This window comes from Janthinobacterium sp. SUN120 (assembly GCF_030397735.1).
GTDB lineage: Bacteria > Pseudomonadota > Gammaproteobacteria > Burkholderiales > Burkholderiaceae_D > Janthinobacterium > Janthinobacterium kumbetense.
The window spans coordinates 140,536-159,992 of sequence record NZ_JAPUBW010000001.1 but is presented as its reverse complement, the minus strand read 5'-3'; the positions used below and the strand labels follow the sequence as shown (position 1 = coordinate 159,992).

Below are 19,457 nucleotides of genomic sequence, written 5' to 3'. Positions count from 1 at the left end.
GTAATTTCCTTTAAAAATCTTGTAAGACGGTCGTGCAGCGAGTTTCCTCGTCAGGCCTTGGTGTCGACTTCATGTTTGAGTCGCTCAATCAGGGCATCGACGGACATGACGCCCAGATCGACATTGCCCCGCGCCCGCACGGCCACTGTATTCGCATCCCGCTCTTTGTCGCCAATTACTAAGATGTAAGGCAATTTTTGTACGGAATGTTCACGTATTTTATAGGTAATCTTCTCGTTACGCAAATCAGCCTGTACGCGCAGCCCCGCTTTGCGCAGTTTTGTTGTAACTTCCTGTACATAATCGGCTTGAGCGTCGGAAATATTCAACACCGACACTTGCACCGGCGACAACCACAGCGGCATGGCGCCCGCATAGTGTTCGATCAGGATGCCGATGAAACGTTCCAGCGAACCCACGATCGCGCGGTGCAGCATGATGGGCACCTGGCGCGTGTTGTCCACGGCCACATATTCCGCGCCCAGACGGCCCGGCATCGACGGATCGATCTGCACGGTACCCACTTGCCATGCGCGGCCCAGGCTGTCTTTCAGGTGGTATTCGATCTTCGGACCATAGAATGCGCCCTCACCCGGCAATTCCGTCCACTCCACGCCGCAGGCGCGCAGGGCCGAACGCAGGGATTCCTCGGCGAAATCCCACGACTCTTCCGTACCGATGCGGTTATCTGGGCGCAGCGCCAGTTTCACGTCGATATTCGTGAAGCCGAAAGCCGTATAGACATCCATCGCCTGCTGGTGGAACGCCGTCACTTCGCCGGCGATCTGCTCTTCCAGGCAGAAGATGTGGCCATCGTCCTGCGTAAAGCCGCGCACGCGCATCATGCCGTGCAAGGCGCCCGACGGTTCGTTGCGGTGGCATTGGCCGAATTCGCCGTAGCGCAATGGCAAGTCACGGTAGCTGCGCATGCCATTGTTGAAAATCTGGATATGGCCAGGGCAATTCATCGGCTTCAGCGCATAGGCGCGGTTTTCCGATTCCGTGATGAACATGTTTTCACGGTAATTATCCCAGTGGCCAGTTTTTTCCCACAGGCCACGGTCGAGAATTTGCGGCGCCTTGACTTCCTGATAACCGTTGACCTGATACACATTGCGCATGTATTGCTCGACTTGCTGCCAGATCGACCAGCCTTTCGGGTGCCAGAAGATCAGACCTGGCGCCTCTTCCTGGAAATGGAAGAAATCGAGCTGCTTGCCCAGTTTGCGGTGATCGCGCTTTTCCGCCTCTTCCAGGTTGTGCAGATACAGTTCCTGGTCTTCCTTCTTGGCCCAGGCCGTGCCGTAGATACGCTGCAGCATCTCGTTTTTCGAGTCGCCGCGCCAGTAGGCGCCGGCCAGCTTCATCAGCTTGAAGACTTTCAGCTTGCCCGTCGATGGCACGTGGGGGCCGCGGCACAAGTCCGTGAACTTGCCTTCGGAATACAGCGACACTTCCTGGTCGGCCGGGATCGAACCAATCAATTCAGCCTTGTAGGCTTCGCCGATGCCCTTGAAGTATTCGATGGCTTCGTCGCGCGCGACAACCTTGCGCGTGACTTGCTCATCCTTCTTGGCCAGTTCCGCCATTTTCTTTTCGATCGCGACCAGGTCTTCCGGCGTGAACGGGCGCTTGTAGGCGAAGTCATAGTAAAAACCGTTGTCGATCACGGGACCGATGGTCACTTGCGCTTCCGGGAACAATTCCTTGACGGCATACGCCAGCAAGTGGGCCGTCGAGTGGCGGATCACTTCCAGGCCATCGGCGTCCTTGTCCGTCACGATCGCCAGTTCCGCGTCTTGCTCGATCAGATAGGACGTATCGACCAGCTTGCCGTCGACCTTGCCGGCCAGGGCAGCCTTGGCCAGGCCGGTACCAATATTGGCCGCAACCTGGGCCACGGTGACCGGACCGTCAAATTGACGGGCGGAACCATCGGGAAGTCGGATTGTAAGCATATTGATCTCCATATCGGCGCTGGCGCCAGGTAAAACTGCAATGTGATGGGTAAATAACTGAAAGGAAAACGCAGACGCAAAAAAACGCGGACTAGCCGCGTTTTTCACTTTCTTGAGACAAAGGAAACCCGTTCGACTAGCGTCACTCCCAAAGCTTGGTAGTAGTTCGCGGTGTCATAACCGGTTTTACCTTTCTCTCTAACTGCATTCTGGTGGGCGGTGAGGAATTCGAATCCCCGACCCCTTGGATGTCGACCAAGTATTCTAACCAGCTGAACTAACCGCCCGTAAAACTTTTGTTGATCATTGTATTTCAAATGACCGCTTGCGGCTTGCGCCAGCTTAAAACTCTTGAAAACTGCCTACTGCTAAATTCTGGTGGGCGGTGAGGAATTCGAATCCCCGACCCCTTGGATGTCGACCAAGTATTCTAACCAGCTGAACTAACCGCCCCGAAGACCAGCATTATAGAGAGGCTTTCCCAGAATGACAAGGGCTCTTTTACAGGAAACTTTAATCATTTCTCGGGGCGTCAGCCCCCTTTATATAGAGAGGGCCCGGCACACGCGGAATGCCGCTAGAATCGCGGCATGAACTCCACCCTATTCGCTTGGCTGAAAACCCTGAGCCGCATCTGCGGTTTTGAAACGGCCGACTCTTTCCCGCCCGGCCACCCGTATGCGCGCACGCGCTGGGATGCCGCGTATTTCGATATCGCCTCCGACGTAAAACCCGACGAGATGGAACGGCGCCTCTGCGCAGCCATCGCCAACACGCCGAGCGTCTTCGCCTACATCACCAATCCCACGCCGCGCATGCAGCGCGCGCTGCTGAACGTGATCCACGACCGGTTGCGGCGCCAGCCCGGCGCGGGCGCCACCGACCTGGTCTTGTTATTGATCAATGCCTACGCCAGCGAGCACATCATGGAAGCCGTGCCCGGCCTGCGCGCCCTGATCTTCAACACGGCACATGAAGACACGAATCTGCGCGTGCATGCCATCCTGGAATTACTGGTGGGCACGCCGCGGGGACTGGACGTGATCGACATGTAATCATCACGCATGATTCGCGGGAACATAGCGCGCCCGCAAGCGCATGAACGGCGTTTCCACCAATCTATATAAGAGCCAGCCCGTGACGATGCTGACAACGATACTGACCAGTATGGCTGTGAGGCCATCCGGCCCGTAGCCAAAGTCTTGCAACAAGGGCCGCAGCAGAATGCACAGCTGCTTGTGCAGCAAATAAATCGCATACGACCACAGGGCCAGGCTGGCCGCGCCCGGCACGCGCAGTTGATATAAAGCACTGGCAGGACTCAGCGCGGCGATCAGCAATAAGGTAAAACTGGCGGCCAGGGCCGGATAACCGAACACCGTCACCCAATAACCATAGTGATCGGCGACGAACACGTAAAACATCAGCGCCGTGCCAAAGATTCCCGCCAGCAAGGTGCGATTGCCATAGGATGTCAGGCGCAGCCAGGCGCCAGGGTGGTAGTTTTTCAGCAGCGCCAGCGCCACGCCCGCCACCAGCTCGTCGAAACGGCACCACGACGCGTAATAAATGTATTTGTAATAGCCGAGGCCGCCTCGCGGCACGTGCACGTATTCATCCCACAGATATGCACGCAGCAGCATGCCGACGATAAAGCTGGCGGCCACGGCCACCCACGCCCACAGCAGGGACTTGCGGCAAGCCGCAATCGCCAGCGCCACGGCCGGCAGCAGCAGGTAGAACTGCTCTTCCACGCACAGCGACCACGCATGCGAAAACGCCGTGCCCGGCGTCAGATTGATGTTTTGCGTAAACGTCAAGAATTTCCACAAGGGAAGTAGCGCGCTATCGCCGCGAAACGCGGGCCACAAATAATACAGGGCCAGCACGGCATAAAAACTGGGCAAGGTGCGCAGGAAACGGCGCGCATAGAAACGCGGCAAGGAAAAGCCTTGCTCGCTGCGCAAGGCCGCAAAGATCTGGTTGCCGATCAGGTAGCCGCTGAGGGCAAAGAACAGGTCCACGCCCGTCCAGCCGATTTCTCCCCAGAAACCAAACGCCCCGCCCTCGCTGACGAACAGCAAATAATGGTTCATGAAGACCAGCACGATGGCCAGCGCGCGCAAGGTGTCGAGGCCGCACAGGCGGGAAGGATGGGACGTACTGGTCATGGAATCGGCAAGGGAAAACAACATTGGCGCCGATCATGCCATGCCGGGGTGGGCGATGGGTACATTCCTGGCGACATTTTTACGGGCGCCTGCCGCGAATCCCGCTAAAATATGCCGACCCCGCTTTCCCTTCCCTGATACCAATAGGATATGTCCAGCATGAGCAGCGCACTCCACTTCAAGTCCATCAACTACACAGGCCAGGGCAGCGGCCCGCGCCTGATCGTCACCGGCGCCGTGCACGGCAATGAAACCTGCGGCACCAAGGGCATCCACCGCGTGATGGCTGAACTCGACAGCGGCGCCCTGTCCATCGTGGCCGGCAGCGTCACTTTCGTGCCCATCACCAACCCGCTCGCTTACGCCAAGGGAGTGCGCAGCGGCGACCGCAACCTGAACCGCAACCTGTTCCCGAACGACAATCCGCAAGATTTCGAAGACCGCATCGCCAATTGGCTGTGCCCGCTGCTGGGCCAGCACGACGTGCTGCTCGACTTGCACTCGTTCAATGCCGACAGCCAACCCTTCGTCATGGTGGGACCGCGCAACAACGACGGCCCGCTGCAACCTTTTAAACATGAAGAAAAGGAACGCGCGCTGGCGCGCCGCCTGGGCGTGCGCCGCTTCGTCGACGGCTGGCTGCATGCGTATGGCCAGGGCGTGCAGCGCCGCCTGGGCAATAGTGACCAGGTGGGCCTGGTCTTGCGCTACGGCGTGGGCACCACCGAATACATGCGCTCGACGGGCGGCTATGCCCTCACCCTGGAATGCGGCCAGCACGCGGACCCGGCCGCGCCGGACGTGGCTTACCGCGCCATCATGAACACCTTGGCTTTCCTCGGTTTCATTGACGCGCCGCAACCGGAAGCCATCGCCGACGCTGACATGGAAGCGCTGAACATGGTCGTCGTGCACGACAAACTGCATGCAAGCGACCGCTTCATCAAGACCTGGTCCAGCTTTGACAAGGTCAAACAGGGCGAGCAGATCGGCGTGCGCGCGGACAGCACGCCCGTGACGGCCGAATTCGACGCCTATATCCTGTTCCCCGACGTCAATGCGGCGGCCAATGCGGAGTGGTATTACCTGGCGCGGGTTGCCAGCAGCTTTTGATTAGTGCCCGACCGACTTGGAGAACAAGTTAATGACGAGCACGCCGGCAATGATCAGCCCCAGGCCGATCAGGGCCGGCGTGTCGAGGCTTTGCTTGAACCAGAACCAGCCGACGGCGGAAATGAGCACGATGCCCACGCCCGACCAGATCGCGTACACGATGCCGGTGGGAATGACCTTCAAGGTCAGGGACAGGCACCAGAAAGCGATGCTGTAGCCAAGCACGGTGATGACGCTGGGCCACAAGCGGCTGAAGCCCTCGGACGCCTTCAAAGCGCTGGTGGCGATCACTTCGGCGATGATGGCGATGGCAAGGTAGAAATACGTCATGGCGAGACTCATGCTGGCATCCTTTATTGGGGGCTGAGCAGTTTCAAGCCCAGGATGCCCGACACGATCAGGGCGATGCAGGCGATGCGCGCGGCGCTGGCCGGCTCGCCCAGCACCATGATGCCGAAGATGGCCGTGCCGACGGTGCCGATGCCCGTCCAGATGGCGTAGGCCGTGCCCAGCGGCAAGGTGCGCAAGGCCAGGCCCAGCATCACCACGCTGCCCAGCATGGAAATAGCCGTCAGCACGGATGGCACGAGGCGGGTAAAGCCGGCACTGTATTTGAGGCCGATGGCCCAGCCGATTTCCAGCAAACCAGCCAATACCAAAATAATCCACGCCATCGTACTCTCCTGAGGCGGCAGGGTCGTCCCCGCCATGCAGCCCCGTCATCGAGCGGGGTCGTCCCCACAGGAGCAAAAGGAAAAGTATACCATCGGGTGAAAAGGCTTGCCGCCAGCACATTTTTCTAGTGTGGCCGCTCCAATCGAAAGTTGCCAAAAAACATGCTGATGGCAGCATAATTGGCGCATCCATTCACTTTCGGGAACAATGATGCTGCTACTGGCCCAGATTCTTACCGCCCTCATCCTGCTGCTGCACGTGTATATCGTGCTGCTGGAAACCGTGCTGTTCGATGCGCGCGGACGCAAGGTGTTTGGCCTGTCGAAGGAAAAAGCGGAGATCGTGCGTCCCGCCATGTCGAACCAGGGTTGCTACAACGGTTTTCTCGTCGCGGCGCTGGCGCTGGGCTTTTTTCACCCGGACGCGGCCATCGCCCATGCGTTTACCGTGTTCGGCCTGGCGTGCATCGCCGTGGCCGGCGCATGGGGCGCGGCCACCGTCATGACGCGCATCCTCTACCTGCAGACGGTGCCTGCCGTCATCGCCTTGCTGCTGTTCCACTTCGCCTGATCCCCGCCGGGGCGGCCAGCCGGCCGCCCTACCCCACTCCGTGCCGCCGGCGCATACCCCAAATGGGTGATGTTTCCAAAAAACATGCCCGATACAATTCCTTGTAGCAAAGATACCACCAGACACATGGTGGCAAGTCACCGTCCACAGGGAAAATCATGCAAGCAAATCCAACCACCTTTGCCGTCACTTTGCTCGGCTGCCTCATGCTGTCCGCCTGCGGTGGCGGCGGCAGCGCCGACAGCGGCTCGGGCGGCGGTTCCACCAGCGCCAGCGGCGGCACCTCGTCCACCTGCCAGTACAACAATCTGATCAGCGATACGGAACGCAAGCAGGCCAGCGCCTGCGGCATCCAGGTATCGGGCAACTACGCCCAGGCCGATTCCGGCTACGACAGCGTGATCGCCGCCTGCAAGCAGGGCGAAAAGGCCAAGGCGGATACCTACTACAGCGGCACGTACCAGAAAATGGTCGACTACGCGCGCTCCGTGAGCAAGGAACTCGGCTGCGGGCAAAACAACGGCACCACCTTGCCCAACAACACCGTGGCCAGCAACTACAATTTCTGTGTCAAAAGCACCACCGTCAATGGTAAGCTCAGCTATGAAGGCGCTTGCTACGGCCCCGTCAAATCGGGCGAAGGCGGCTGCGGCAGCGGTTATAACTATGTGAGCCAGTACGCCAGCCTCAGCACGTGCACTTCCGGCGGAAAAAGCTGGCTGGAATCGCGCTAGGGAAGCCGGGCGGCCGCTGCCAAGGCCGCCCGCGCCATGCCTTGTCCACCGCTTGCCGCCATGAGGATCGCCAATGACGCCATCGCTCGCCGTCGCCAGCCAGGCACTGATTACCCTGATCTATGAAGCGGCCACACAACATATCCAATGGCAAGATTTCCTTGCCGCCTTTGCACGCCAGCTGAAATCGCACGCGGGTTTGATCTGGGCCAATGATTTCAGCAACCGCTCGGTCGACGTCCAGCTGCCTGGCAGCGGCCTGTCCGCCACCTATGGCTTCGAGTCGGATGCCATGGCCAGCTTTGCCAGCTATTACGGCGCGCGCAATGTCTGGCTGGAAGACGCCACCCTGCACCACGAAGGCGCCGTCGTCACCGGCTCCATGCTGTTTCCCGACCATTGCCTGAAGAAAACCGAATACTGGACGGACTGGCTGCGCCCGCAAGACATCTTTTATACGGCGGCGGCCATCGTCGAATTGCGCGCCGAGCGTTCCACCAACGTCACCGTGGTGCGCCGCGAACGGGCGGGTGCCTACGAGGCGGGCGAGCTGGCGCTGATCCGCAGCCTGATGCCGCATTTGCAGACGGCCTTTGCCCTGCAGCGCAAGCTGCGCCGGCTGGAAGTGCTGTCCCGGAGTTCCACCCAGGTGCTGGAATTGCTGCCGTTTGGCGTGCTGCTGCTCGACGCCACGTCGCAATTGCTGTACGCCAACGAGCGGGCGCTGGCCATGACGGCTGCGACGCGGCTGCTGCAGTTGCGTGAAGGCGCGCCCCTGTATTGCCCGCGAGAAGCGGACAACGGCGCGCTGCGGCGCATGCTGCATGAGGCGGCGCAAACGGGCACGACGGCGGCAGGCGGCCCCGGCGGCGTGCTCAACCTGAGCGGCTTGACGGGAGAACAGCTGCGCCTGCGCGTCACGCCCCTGCCCTCCTGGCACAGTCCTTTCGGCTCGGCCAGCGCCATCGCCGTCTTTCTCAGCGACAGCAGCGACCTGATCACCTCCCTGGCCGCCACCCTGCGCAATTTCTATGGCATGACGGTGGCCGAGGCGCGCTTGACGGAAGCGCTCGTCAATGGCTATTCCCTGCAGGAATACGCCGAACGCCAGTGCATTTCCATCCACACGGCGCGCACGCAGATCAAGAGCGCCACCGCCAAGGCCGGCGCCCAGCGCCAGGTGGATCTGGTGCGCATCGTGCTGACGGGCCCGGCCGTGCTGCAGCGCAATCCCCTTCCCGCCTGAATCCATTCAAAAACGCGCGCCGCCAGCACGCTTTTCATTTATATCGTAAGATAGATATATCGTAAAACAGCGATATTAGAATTGAACAACTACGATATATACATCGCTGAAAAGCGAATTGTATGTTCAGGAGAAACAATATGGATATCGACGCCATCCACAAGGCGCTGGCCAATCCGGTGCGCCGGCAGATTCTGCAATGGCTCAAGGAGCCGGAACAGTATTTCCAGGAGCAGGACCACCCGCTGCACCTGGGCGTGTGCGCCGGCCTGATCGACCGCCGCCTGAACCTGTCGCAATCGACGGTCTCGGCGCACCTGGCCAGCTTGCAAAAAGCGGGCCTGATTTCCGCAACCAAGGTGGGCCAATGGAGTTTCTTCAGCCGCAACGAAGCCACCATCCAGGCCTTTCTCGATCACATGCAGCAAGGTTTGTAAGCACAGCTTTCATCTCGATCACTCTGTCTCAACGCCGCTCGAGCGGCCCCAACAAGGAAATGATAATCATGGCAACTTTATTCGACCCCATCACCATTGGCAGTCTGCAACTGAAAAACCGCATCATCATGGCGCCGCTGACGCGTTCGCGCGCCGGCAATCCGGGCCGCGTGCCCAACGCCCTGATGGCCGAGTACTACACGCAGCGCGCCTCGGCCGGCATGATCATCTCGGAAGCGACGGCCGTCACGCCGCAAGGCGTGGGCTACGCCGACACGCCGGGCATCTGGTCCGAGGAACAGGTGGAAGGCTGGAAACACATCACCCGGGCCGTGCATGACGCTGGCGGCCTGATCGTGCTGCAGCTGTGGCATGTGGGCCGCATTTCCGCCCCAGTCTTCCTCGATGGCGACTTGCCCGTGGCGCCCAGCGCCGTCAAGCCGGCCGGCCACGTCAGCCTGGTACGTCCGAAACAGGAATTCGTCACGCCGCGCGCGCTCGATACGGAAGAAATTCCCGGCATCGTGGCAGCCTACCGCCTGGGCGCCGAAAATGCGAAAAAAGCCGGTTTCGATGGCGTGGAAATCCATGGCGCCAATGGTTATTTGCTCGACCAGTTCCTGCAAGACAGCACCAACTTGCGCACCGACAACTACGGCGGTTCGATTGAAAACCGCGCCCGTTTGATGCTGGAAGTCACGGACGCGTGCATCGAAGTCTGGGGCGCCGACAAGGTGGGCATGCACCTGGCGCCGCGCCGCGACGCGCACGACATGGGAGATTCCGACCCGCGCGCCACCTTCGGCTACGTGGCACGCGAGCTGGGCAAGCGCGGCATCGCTTTCATCTGCGCCCGCGAAGCGCTGGGCGAAGACCGCCTGGGCCCGTATCTGAAGCAGGAGTTCGGCGGCGTGTACATCGCCAACGAAAAAATGGACAAGGCGGCGGCCGAAGCCCTGCTGGCCAAGGGCGAAGCCGATGCCGTCGCCTTTGGCCTGTGGTTCATCGCCAACCCCGACCTGCCCACCCGCCTGCACAGCGACGCGCCCTTGAATCCGCTGAACCCGGACACCCTGTACGCGCCGGACGCTGCCGGCTACACGGACTACCCGGCGCTGGCGGCACAAGCCTGAACGGCAAGCTGAGCGGCACCCTGAAAGCCCCCTGAGCGGCACTGCGCCGCCCATGCCCCCTGGCGGCGGACGCGACGATACCAACGCACTGACTGCGTGACGATCGCCGCGTCCGCCGCTTTTTTATTGACGCCGCCGCGCCATTCCCTCACCTTCAGCGCCATCGGCGCCGTGCCGGCCGGGCCGGACGGCGCGCCTGCACGCTGCTGAAGACGCGGCGTATCACCTCGACCGGTACCGCGTGCTCGCGCAAATACGCTGTCGCCACCGTCCGCCCCAGTGCGTGGTGAAAAGCAACGCCCCGCTCGACGAGCTCGGCCATCACCTTATCCGTTCGCACATTCTCCCCATTCACCTCGTCGATGCTGTTTTTCATGCCATGGCTCCCTGTCGGGTGGATCAACACTGCATGAAGTTTTGACCACATTGTGCGCATTTAGTGCCCGACACGGAGGTCAAGCATCGTTAAAATAGCAGCAGCAACGGCCCCGACACCGCATGAATAGCGGCCTCGGCTGCTTGTCGCCATCGCCAGCCCCGTATAGAATGCCTGCGCAGAATTTTGCTTCAAGGAAAATGGCCACCAGCGCCATCCCATTAAGAACAGTGTCACTGAAGGGTATCAATGGACGATTTATTTGTACAAGCGGGCGACTTGCCGACCTGGCACCAGCGTTGCGCGCTGCGCGTGCTGCACCTGTTTGGCTGGCGCATGCGCTTCCGTCCCCTGCCGGGGCCGCGCGGCATCGCCGTCGTCTACCCGCACACGTCCAACTGGGATTTCATGGTGGGCCTGTTCGGCAAATGGGCGCTGTCCTTGCCCTTCCGCTGGCTGGCCAAGGATTCCCTGTTCCGCGGCCCCATGGGCAAGGTGCTGCGCTACTTGGGCGGCGAACCCGTCGACCGCAGCACCACCAGCGGCACCATTCAGCGCCAGGCCGAGCGCATGCTGGCCGCCGACTGGTACTGGCTGGCCATCACGCCGGAAGCGACGCGCAGCTACCGTCCGAACTGGAAAAGCGGCTTTTATCACCTGGCCGTGGCGGCCAAGGTACCGCTGTTGCTGGTGTACATCGACTACCCGAACAAGGTGCTGGGCGTCGTCGACCATTTATATTTGACGGGCGACAAGGATGCCGACATGGCCGCCATCGCCGCCGTGTATGCAGGCCACCAGGGCTTGCACCCGGAAAAGGCGGCGCCCATCGTGCTGTCGGAGCGCCGTCCCGGTTCTTAATTCAGTCCCATCAACACCACACCGGCGGCCGTCAAGGCCACGCCGGCCACGCGCAGCATGCGCTCGGCCAATACCTGGCCCAGGAAACGTCCCGTACCCAGCAAGACAGCCGAGGCCAGCATGAAGCCGCACGCGGCCGAGGCGGCCGGCAATTCCTGGCCATGCGCATTGCCATGCGCCAAGGCAAACACGCCCACCAGGCCCATGCCGAGCCAGTTCGGCAAGGCCAGCGCCAGCGCGATGGCCAGCCCCACCAGCGCCACCGTGGCGGCGATGCCCGTTTCCAGCCCCGGCACCGTCAATCCCACCATGCCGGCCAGCGCGCCCAGCAGCATCATGCCGAGAAAAGTGGCGGGCTGGGCCAGGCCGCCGCGCTGCTGGCCGCCCCAGATGCCCACACCCAGCATGGCAAGCAAATGGTCGATGCCCGTGAACGGATGGGCGAAACCGGCCAGGAAGCCGGCGTTCTCGCCATGACCGGGATGGGCCATGGCGGGCAAGGCCAGCAGGCACAGCGCCGCCACGGCGGCCGTTTTCTTCATCAATCTTGCGCTCATTGCAGCTCCTTGCCTGGTTGATCGAGCAAACCTTGCTCGCGGATAAAATCGATAACGACCTGCACGCCGTCGCCGCTGCGCAGGTTGGTAAACACGAAGGGACGCTCGCCGCGCATGCGCCTGGCGTCCTGCGCCATGATGTCCAGGTTGGCGCCCACGTAGGGCGCCAGATCCGTCTTGTTGATGATCAACAAAGCGGAACGCGTGATGCCGGGCCCGCCCTTGCGCGGGATCTTTTCGCCGCCCGCCACGTCGATCACGTAAATCGTCAAGTCCGACAATTCCGGGCTGAAGGTGGCGGCCAGGTTATCGCCGCCCGATTCGACCAGGATCAAGTCGAGATTCGGAAAGTCTGCTTGCATGCGCGCGATGGCTTCCAGGTTGATCGACGCATCTTCGCGGATGGCCGTGTGCGGGCAGCCGCCCGTTTCCACGCCCATCAGGCGCTCGGCAGGCAAGGCATCCGCGCGCAGCAGGATTTCCATGTCTTCCTTGGTATAGATGTCGTTCGTGATGACGGCCATGTCGTAGCGCTCGCGCATGCCCTTGCACAGCATTTCGCACAGGGCCGTCTTGCCCGAGCCGACGGGGCCGCCGATGCCTACGCGCAGGGGGTTTGAGGTAATCGATGTCATGTTGTAGTCTCTCGTGGTAGTGTTCAGGAGCGGTACAGCCGGCTGTACTGCACTTCGTGCCGCATCGACAACAGCGACAGGCCGGGCGCCCAGTTGCCCATCTCGTCGTCTTGCAAGGTTTGCGCCGTGAAGGCCGCCGCTTCCAGGTCGGGCCGCAGCGACAGCAGCAGCCGCTGGCCCGCCACCTGCCCCAGCGGCACGGATTTCACGCAGACAAGCACCTGGTTTTCCGCCCACGCGAACAGCATGGCCAGCAGCGCTTGCTCGCGCGGAATGGCCAGCGCCGCCACGGCGCACGCATACGCGGTGGGCAGGGCCACTTCCGGCTGGCCCTGCAGCATGTCGATCAGCACGCCGTCGGCCACGCCCAGCTCGGCCAGCAATTTGGTCAGCGAATATCCCATCTGGATGGTTTCGGCGCGAAATTCCGCCGTGTCGCGCGAAGCGATGAAACGCTCGCTCCAGCGCTGCACGGCGTGCAGATCCTGCGCTTCGAAGGCTTGCATCAAGCGCCAGCACAGGGGCGCCTCCCAGCGCGCCACCACCTGCGCCAGATGCTGGGCGATCCATTCGCGCGCCGTGGCCGCATCCTTCACCAGGTTTGACTCCAGCGCCGCTTCCAGCCCCTGCGAATAGCTGTAGGCGCCGATCGGCAAGGCCGGGCTGGCGAACTGCAGCAAATGCAGCAGGGCCGACGCCTGCATCATGCGGCGCCTGGCGCGCCCGGCGTATCACCGGGGCGGTGGATCTTTTGCCGCAGCGGCACGGGTGCCAGCAAATGCTGGCCGTGGCCGTCGTGGTGGCCATGGCCGCCGCCATACGCGCCCGCCTCCGGCTCGAACGGCGCGCTTTCTTCCGTCACAGTCGCTTGCAAGCCTTCCAGCATCTCCTTGAGCACCACGTCCTTGCGGATGCGCAAAAAGCCGTCGCCCACCTGCGCCTGCGTGTGGCGGTTCCCAAGGTGGAAGGCGCAGCGCAGCAAGGTATGCGCATCCGCACACTGCACCAGATAGGTCGGTTCGCGCGCGGCGACGATCTGCACCACCGTTCCTTCCGGCCCCGTCATGCGTTCGCCGTCGCGCAGCACCGTGCCGCGCACGGTGAACACGGCGACATCCTCGCCATTCGACAGCACGGCGCGCAGCCGGCATTTTTCGCGCTGGTCGTAGGGCAGCACCAGTTGGGCGACGGCGGCGCGATGGTCGTCAGCCGTCAGTTTGGTATGCAAAGTGAGCATGCTTGTCTCCCGCCTAAAATAGAAAATAACGCTGCGCCATCGGCAGCACGGATGCCGCCTCGCACACGAGCAGCTGGCCGTCGGCGCGCACGGCGTAGGTTTCCGGGTCCACTTCCATGTGCGGCGTGGCGCTGTTGTGGACCATGTCGTGCTTGCGCAAGCCGCGCATGTTCTTCACGGCGATGACGGATTTATTGAGTTTGAGCTGGTGGCCGATATCGAGCTCGTAGGCCGCCTGCGAGACAAACGTAAACGACTTTTTCAGGCCGCCGCCGAAGGCGCCGAACATCATGCGGTAGTGCACGGGCTGGGGCGTGGGAATCGAGGCGTTCGGGTCGCCCATCTGCGCGGCCGCGATCATGCCGCCTTTTAAGATCATCGATGGCTTGACGCCGAAGAAGGCCGGCTTCCACAGCACGATGTCGGCGATCTTGCCCGCCTCGATCGAGCCCACCACGTGCGAGATGCCATGCGTGATGGCCGGATTGATCGTGTACTTGGCGATATAGCGCTTGGCGCGGAAATTGTCGCTGCGCGCCGTGTCGGGCGCCAGCGCGCCCCGCTGCACCTTCATCTTGTGCGCCGTCTGCCAGGTGCGCATGATCACTTCGCCCACCCTGCCCATCGCCTGCGAGTCGGACGACATCATCGAGATGGCGCCGATATCGTGCAGGATGTCTTCCGCGGCGATGGTTTCGCGGCGGATGCGCGACTCGGCGAACGCCACGTCTTCGGCGATGGCCGGATCGAGGTGGTGGCACACCATCAGCATGTCCAGGTGCTCGTCGAGCGTGTTGACGGTGAACGGGCGCGTGGGGTTGGTCGACGAGGGCAGCACGTTGGCTTGCCCGACGGCGGCGATGATGTCGGGCGCATGGCCGCCGCCCGCCCCTTCCGTGTGAAACGTGTGGATGGTGCGGTCCTTGAAGGCCGCCAAGGTGTGTTCCAGGAAGCCGCCCTCGTTGAGGGTATCGCTGTGCAGCGCCACCTGGATATCCATGCGGTCGGCCACCGACAGGCAATTATCGATGGCGGCCGGCGTGCTGCCCCAGTCTTCGTGCAGTTTCAAGCCGATGGCGCCCGCGCGCACCTGCTCTTCCAGGGGCAGCGGCAAGCTGACGTTTCCTTTTCCCATGAAGCCCAGGTTCATCGGGAAGGCGTCGCTGGCGGCCAGCATGGCGTGCAAATGCCACGGCCCCGGCGTGCAGGTGGTGGCGGCCGTGCCCACGGCCGGTCCCGTGCCGCCGCCCAGCATGGTGGTCACGCCGCTCATCAGCGCTTCCTCGATCTGCTGCGGGCAGATGAAGTGGATATGTGTGTCGACGCCGCCAGCCGTGACGATCATGCCTTCGCCTGCGATGATTTCCGTCGCGCCGCCGATGGGGAGGGTGACGCCGGGCTGGATGTCCGGGTTGCCCGCCTTGCCGATGCCGAAAATCAGGCCGTTTTTCAAGCCGATATCGGCTTTAACGATGCCCCAGTGGTCGAGGATGACGGCATTCGTGATGACGGTGTCCATTACCTCGGCCGCGCAGCGCTGCGACTGGCCCATGCCGTCGCGGATCACCTTGCCGCCGCCGAATTTCACTTCTTCGCCGTAGATCGCATAGTCATGCTCGATCTCGATGAACAGTTCCGTGTCGGCCAGGCGGATGCGGTCGCCCTTGGTGGGGCCGAACATTTCGGCATACGCGCTGCGGGGAATGCTGGCCATCTCAATCCTTTCCCGGTGGAGTGTCTTGCAGTTCACCCATCACTGCCCCATTGAAGCCGTAGACCTTGCGCTCGCCCGCCAGCGCCACCAGCTCCACCGTGCGCTGCTGGCCCGGTTCGAAGCGCACGGCCGTGCCGGCCGTGATATTGAGGCGCATGCCATAGGCGCGCCAGCGCTCGAAGGCCAGCGCCGGGTTGACTTCGAAAAAGTGGAAATGCGAGCCCACCTGGATCGGCCGGTCGCCCCGGTTGGCCACCACCACGGTAGCCGTGGCGCGGCCCGCATTCAGGCTGATTTCGCCTTCTTCCAATTTGTATTCGCCTGGGGTCATAATGTTTTCCTTCGTCAAAGCGCTCTACGCTGGCAGGCGGATCGCCGGCGCCACACAGGCACGGCGCGGATGGCGCCCTGCCATGCAATCAAAACTACGGTATCGGGTGGTGCACGGTCACCAGCTTGCTGCCGTCGGGGAAAGTCGCTTCCACCTGGATATCGGGGATCATCTCGGCGATGCCGTCCATGACGTCGGCGCGCGACAGAATCTTTGTACCGTCCGACATCAGCTGCGCCACCGACTTGCCATCGCGCGCCCCTTCCATGATGGCGGCGCTGATCAGGGCCACCGCTTCCGGATAATTGAGCTTCAAGCCGCGCGCCAGGCGCCGTTCGGCCAGCAGCGCGGCCGTAAAAATGAGCAGCTTGTCTTTTTCGCGGGGAGTCAGGTCCATGGTTTTCCTTGCGCTTCTTTCCTGATTAAGTGTTCCAGATACGGGGCACGACGGCGTCGCGCCCCAGCATGGCGGGACGCAGCAGCTGCCAGGCGGCCAGCATGATGCGGCGCGCCGCTTCGCTGTCGCCACACAGCAGGCGCACCACCACCAGCGCTTTCATGTGCGTGGCGCCAAACGCGGCGCCGGCCGGCACGGCGATCTCGCGCACGGCCGCCAGCACGGCGGGAGAAACGGGCATGCCGACGGCGATCAGGGTGGCGCACACCGTGTGGCCCCCCAGTCCCAGCGGGCTGGCCATCAGGGCGCCGCCGGCGGCCAGCACGCCCTGCTCCCACCACAGCAGCTTGCCGCCGCGGCGTATCTGTACCTGCTGGCTGATGCTGCCCATGTTGAACATTTCGCCCGAGGCGCTGCGGCCCAGGCAGACGATGTCGCAGCCGATATAGCCGGCGTCCGGCGCCAGTTCCACCTCGTGGCGCAGGCGCACGCAAGCCTGGTCGAAGAAAATGCTTTCCTGCGGCAGCCACTCGATGGCGGCGCCGCTGCCGGCGCGCAGCACGAGGTGCTGGCCCGAGACATGGCCGTTCGCGCGGTACCACTTGGCGGCGCCCGGCGACGTGAGCAAGGCGTGCGCGCCCTCGCCCACCGTGGCGTCGACAGCCAGCTGGTCGCCGCCCACCACGCCGCCAGGCGGATGGATGATGATGGCGTGGCAAATGGCATCGCCTTCCGGATACAGGGGCTTTTGCACGCGCAGGGGGCCGCTGTGCGTACGCTCGACGAGGCGGCTGACGCCATCGCGCAGCGCAAAGCCCAGGCGCAAATGCGCCTGCCAGGCGCTGTGCGCGCTGGCGGCAGAAGGCGTTGCGAAATGTGGGCTGTCTGGCATGCGCTGCAATCGTGTAAATAACGATCTACAAAGCAGGATGCATGCCAGCGTCAGAGGGAAGAAACGTGAGAATCATGCACCGCATTGCGGCGCCCGCACCATATCAGTGCAATTACAGTGCAGGCGCGGCGCGGGGTGTGCTTATGCCGACACGGCTGCCGGCGCCACCGTCAGCACGCGCCGTTCGCGCAGCAAGGCCGTGAAGGCTTCCGCGGCCAGGGGGCGGCTGAAATAATAGCCCTGCATTTCGTCGCAGCCGTGTTCCGTCAAAAAATCCACCTGTGCGCGCGTTTCCACGCCTTCGGCGATGACGCGCATGTCCAGGTTGTGCGCCAGCGAAATGACGGAACGGGCGATGGCCGCATCGCTGCTGCTGGTGGTGACGTCGTCGACAAACGATTTGTCGATCTTCAGCACGTCGATGGGGAAGCGTTTCAGGTAGCCGAGGCTGGAATAGCCGGTGCCGAAGTCGTCGAGCGAAATACCCACGCCGATATCCTTCAGGCGCGTGAGGGCCGCCACCGCCTTGTCCGGGTCGCCCATCACGGTGCTTTCCGTGATTTCGATGCCCAGGCAGGCGGGCGCGATGGCGTATTTGCGCAGGGCCGCCTCGACGAACGGCACCGTGCGGTCTTGCGCGAACTGCTTGCCGGACAGGTTGACGGCCACCTTGATGCTGCCCAGGCCCGCGTCGTGCCAGGCGCGGATTTGCGCGCAGACGCTTTCGAGCACCCATTCGCCGATGGCCGTGATCGAGCCATATTCCTCGGCCAGCGCGATGAAGAGGCCGGGCGGCACCTTGCCCAGCACCGGGTTATCCCAGCGCAGCAAGGCTTCCGCGCCCAGCAAGGCGCCCGTGCGCAAGCACATCTGCGGCTGGTAGTGCACTTCGAATTCATCGCGGCCGATGGCGCCGCGCAGCTGCTGCTGCATCGCCAGGCGGGCGCGGATGTCGCTGCCCATGCGCTCCGTGAAGAAGGCGTAATGGTCGCGCCCCATTTCCTTGGCGCGCACGAGGGCCGTGTCGGCGTGGCGCAGCACGTCGTCGAGGCTGTCGCCGTCGGCCGGACACATGGCGATGCCGATACTGGTCGTCAGCGCCAGACGCTCGCCATCGACGCTGAGTTCCTCGCGCAAGCCGGCCAGGATGGTTTGCGCCAGCGCAAGCGTGCGCCCCAGCAGGGCATCGTCCTGCAGCAGGATCTGGAATTCGTCGCCGCCCTGGCGCACCACCGTGTCGCCTTCGCGCACGCAGCCGGACAGGAAACGCGCCACCACTTGCAGCGCCTTGTCGCCCACGGCCTGACCGTGCGAATCGTTGATGTTCTTGAAGCGGTCCAGGTCCAGGCACATCAGCACCACCTGCTGGCCGTCGCGCAGGGCGTTCGCGCGCGCCTGTTCGAAGCGCTCGCGCAGCAGAACGCGGTTCGGCAAGCCCGTCAACGCGTCGTGGTAGGAGAGGAAATCGATCAGATGCTGCTCCGCCTTGCGCTCGCTGATGTCGAGGAAGACGCCGATGTAGTTGACGACGGCGCCGTCGGGGCCGTGCACGGTGGAGACGCTGAGCAGGCAGGGATAGGTGTCGCCGCTCCTGCGCCGCGTCTGCACCTCGCCCGACCAGCAGCCGCTGCTGCGCAAGCCCTGGCGCAGGGCCAGCAGCACCGCCTCGCCCGTGTATTCGGCGTGCAGGCGCAAAATGTCCGTGCCCACCACTTCCTGCGCCGCGTAGCCGGTGATGCGCGTAAAGGCGGGATTGGCCGTGACGATGACGCCGGCCGGATCGGTGATCAGGATGGCGTCCTGCGTCGCTTCGAAGACCTGGCCCGACAGGCGCAGCAATTCTTCATTGGCGCGGCGGATCTGCACTTCGCGCGCCAAGGTGCTGGCCACCTGCTCCAGTTCGGCCGTGCGTTCGGCCACGCGCCGTTCCAGGTTGGCGCGCTCCTGCGCCAGCTGCAGCTGCGCCCGCGCCAGGCGCACGTGGGCGTCCGTGCGGGCCAGGATTTCCTCGGCCTGGAAGGGTTTGGCGATGAAATCGACGGCACCCAGCGCGAAGCCGCGCACCTTGTCGTCCGTGTCGTACTGGGCCGACAGGAAGATCACCGGCACCTGGCGCAGCGACGGTATCTCCTTCAGGCGGCGGCACACTTCAAAGCCGTCGAGGCCGGGCATGCGCACGTCGAGCAGGATCAGCTCGGGCGGGCGCGCCTGGGCCGTCCACAGGGCCAGTTCGCCGTTCGGCGCCTGGCGCACCGCATAGCCGGCGCCGCCCAGCAAATCGCTCAACAGCTTCAGCGAAGCCGGCGTATCTTCAACGATCAGTACTTCGCCCTTCGAATTCACTTCCGAAAAATCGCGGTGCATGTAGCAGTTCTCTCAGCTTTGGATGAGGCGCGGCGATCCGTTGCCGCGCTGGACAA

Annotated in this window: 22 protein-coding genes and 2 tRNA genes; 8 read left to right on the top strand and 16 right to left on the bottom strand. The window is 62.8% G+C overall.

The genetic code is table 11. The features are described 5' to 3' along the window. Positions 1-50 precede the first annotated feature (50 nt). The 3 genes from thrS to O0879_RS00705 form a co-directional block, all read right to left on the bottom strand. Positions 51-1,958, bottom strand: coding sequence for a threonine--tRNA ligase (gene thrS / locus O0879_RS00715; RefSeq protein ID WP_102294334.1), 1,908 nt, complete (start codon positions 1,956-1,958; stop codon positions 51-53). Positions 1,959-2,168: 210 nt separating this feature from the next. After that, positions 2,169-2,245: transfer RNA gene (locus O0879_RS00710), tRNA-Val, on the bottom strand. Between the two features lie 89 nt (positions 2,246-2,334). Beyond that, positions 2,335-2,411 (bottom strand) — tRNA-Val (locus O0879_RS00705). A gap of 137 nt (positions 2,412-2,548) precedes the next feature. On the opposite strand from O0879_RS00705, the gene O0879_RS00700 reads away from it, so the two are divergent. After that, the gene (locus O0879_RS00700; protein ID WP_289914228.1) at positions 2,549-3,013 is read left to right on the top strand and encodes a hypothetical protein; all 465 of its coding nucleotides are present in this window, start codon (positions 2,549-2,551) and stop codon (positions 3,011-3,013) included. A gap of 3 nt (positions 3,014-3,016) precedes the next feature. On the opposite strand, the gene O0879_RS00695 is transcribed toward O0879_RS00700, so the two are convergent. Then, positions 3,017-4,129 carry an acyltransferase gene (locus tag O0879_RS00695; RefSeq protein WP_289914227.1) on the bottom strand — a complete coding sequence of 371 codons (1,113 nt, stop codon included), beginning with the start codon at positions 4,127-4,129 and terminating at the stop codon, positions 3,017-3,019. 159 nt (positions 4,130-4,288) lie between these two features. On the opposite strand from O0879_RS00695, the gene O0879_RS00690 reads away from it, so the two are divergent. Next, positions 4,289-5,242, top strand: coding sequence for a succinylglutamate desuccinylase/aspartoacylase family protein (locus O0879_RS00690; protein ID WP_289914226.1), 954 nt, complete (start codon positions 4,289-4,291; stop codon positions 5,240-5,242). Here O0879_RS00690 and O0879_RS00685 read toward each other — a convergent pair whose 3' ends face one another. Both O0879_RS00685 and sugE read right to left on the bottom strand, forming a co-directional pair. Beyond that, positions 5,243-5,572: an SMR family transporter gene (locus tag O0879_RS00685; RefSeq protein WP_289898402.1), complete on the bottom strand. Its 330-nt coding sequence runs from the start codon at positions 5,570-5,572 to the stop codon at positions 5,243-5,245. 23 nt (positions 5,573-5,595) lie between these two features. After that, the gene (sugE, locus tag O0879_RS00680) at positions 5,596-5,916 is read right to left on the bottom strand and encodes a quaternary ammonium compound efflux SMR transporter SugE (protein ID WP_034783172.1); all 321 of its coding nucleotides are present in this window, start codon (positions 5,914-5,916) and stop codon (positions 5,596-5,598) included. A 211-nt stretch (positions 5,917-6,127) separates the two neighbouring features. Here sugE and O0879_RS00675 point away from each other — a divergent pair, with 211 nt between their 5' ends. The 5 genes from O0879_RS00675 (at position 6,128) to O0879_RS00655 (ending at position 10,037) form a co-directional block, all read left to right on the top strand. Then, positions 6,128-6,487, top strand: coding sequence for a DUF1304 domain-containing protein (locus tag O0879_RS00675; RefSeq protein ID WP_150131136.1), 360 nt, complete (start codon positions 6,128-6,130; stop codon positions 6,485-6,487). A gap of 158 nt (positions 6,488-6,645) precedes the next feature. Further along, entirely contained in the window at positions 6,646-7,221 is a 576-nt protein-coding gene (locus tag O0879_RS00670) for a hypothetical protein (RefSeq protein WP_289914225.1), read from the top strand. Between the two features lie 73 nt (positions 7,222-7,294). Continuing rightward, on the top strand, positions 7,295-8,467 hold the full coding sequence (locus tag O0879_RS00665) for a helix-turn-helix transcriptional regulator (protein WP_289914224.1): 1,173 nt from the start codon (positions 7,295-7,297) through the stop codon (positions 8,465-8,467). 140 nt (positions 8,468-8,607) lie between these two features. After that, on the top strand, positions 8,608-8,904 hold the full coding sequence (locus O0879_RS00660; RefSeq protein ID WP_034751927.1) for a helix-turn-helix transcriptional regulator: 297 nt from the start codon (positions 8,608-8,610) through the stop codon (positions 8,902-8,904). 68 nt (positions 8,905-8,972) lie between these two features. Beyond that, positions 8,973-10,037 (top strand): alkene reductase, encoded by a 1,065-nt coding sequence (locus O0879_RS00655; protein WP_099667401.1) that lies wholly within the window; start codon positions 8,973-8,975, stop codon positions 10,035-10,037. Between the two features lie 154 nt (positions 10,038-10,191). Here the strand turns inward: O0879_RS00655 and O0879_RS00650 are convergent, their stop codons facing one another. Beyond that, positions 10,192-10,413 (bottom strand): hypothetical protein, encoded by a 222-nt coding sequence (locus O0879_RS00650; RefSeq protein WP_077406246.1) that lies wholly within the window; start codon positions 10,411-10,413, stop codon positions 10,192-10,194. Positions 10,414-10,662: 249 nt separating this feature from the next. Between O0879_RS00650 and O0879_RS00645 the strand changes: the two genes are divergently transcribed. After that, the gene (locus tag O0879_RS00645; protein ID WP_099667400.1) at positions 10,663-11,274 is read left to right on the top strand and encodes a 1-acyl-sn-glycerol-3-phosphate acyltransferase; all 612 of its coding nucleotides are present in this window, start codon (positions 10,663-10,665) and stop codon (positions 11,272-11,274) included. Here O0879_RS00645 and O0879_RS00640 read toward each other — a convergent pair. From O0879_RS00640 to O0879_RS00600, 9 genes are all read right to left on the bottom strand, one after another. Continuing rightward, positions 11,271-11,831: a HupE/UreJ family protein gene (locus O0879_RS00640; protein ID WP_289914223.1), complete on the bottom strand. Its 561-nt coding sequence runs from the start codon at positions 11,829-11,831 to the stop codon at positions 11,271-11,273. The genes O0879_RS00645 and O0879_RS00640 overlap by 4 nt on opposite strands. Then, entirely contained in the window at positions 11,828-12,466 is a 639-nt protein-coding gene (gene ureG, locus O0879_RS00635; protein WP_289914222.1) for an urease accessory protein UreG, read from the bottom strand. The genes O0879_RS00640 and ureG overlap by 4 nt, the downstream gene beginning before the upstream one ends. A gap of 23 nt (positions 12,467-12,489) precedes the next feature. Next, positions 12,490-13,170 carry an urease accessory protein UreF gene (locus O0879_RS00630; protein WP_289916123.1) on the bottom strand — a complete coding sequence of 227 codons (681 nt, stop codon included), beginning with the start codon at positions 13,168-13,170 and terminating at the stop codon, positions 12,490-12,492. Continuing rightward, positions 13,170-13,703 (bottom strand): urease accessory protein UreE, encoded by a 534-nt coding sequence (ureE, locus tag O0879_RS00625; protein WP_289904505.1) that lies wholly within the window; start codon positions 13,701-13,703, stop codon positions 13,170-13,172. The genes O0879_RS00630 and ureE overlap by 1 nt, the downstream gene beginning before the upstream one ends. 13 nt (positions 13,704-13,716) lie before the next feature. Further along, positions 13,717-15,417, bottom strand: coding sequence for an urease subunit alpha (ureC, locus tag O0879_RS00620; protein WP_289914221.1), 1,701 nt, complete (start codon positions 15,415-15,417; stop codon positions 13,717-13,719). Between the two features lies 1 nt (position 15,418). Continuing rightward, entirely contained in the window at positions 15,419-15,748 is a 330-nt protein-coding gene (locus O0879_RS00615) for an urease subunit beta (protein ID WP_251348197.1), read from the bottom strand. Between the two features lie 94 nt (positions 15,749-15,842). After that, positions 15,843-16,145, bottom strand: a complete 303-nt coding sequence (locus tag O0879_RS00610) for an urease subunit gamma (protein WP_034751936.1) — start codon at positions 16,143-16,145, stop codon at positions 15,843-15,845. A 25-nt stretch (positions 16,146-16,170) separates the two neighbouring features. Then, positions 16,171-17,037, bottom strand: coding sequence for an urease accessory protein UreD (locus O0879_RS00605; protein WP_289914220.1), 867 nt, complete (start codon positions 17,035-17,037; stop codon positions 16,171-16,173). Positions 17,038-17,178: 141 nt separating this feature from the next. Next, positions 17,179-19,401, bottom strand: coding sequence for an EAL domain-containing protein (locus O0879_RS00600; protein ID WP_289914219.1), 2,223 nt, complete (start codon positions 19,399-19,401; stop codon positions 17,179-17,181). Between the last annotated feature and the right edge of the window lie 56 nt (positions 19,402-19,457).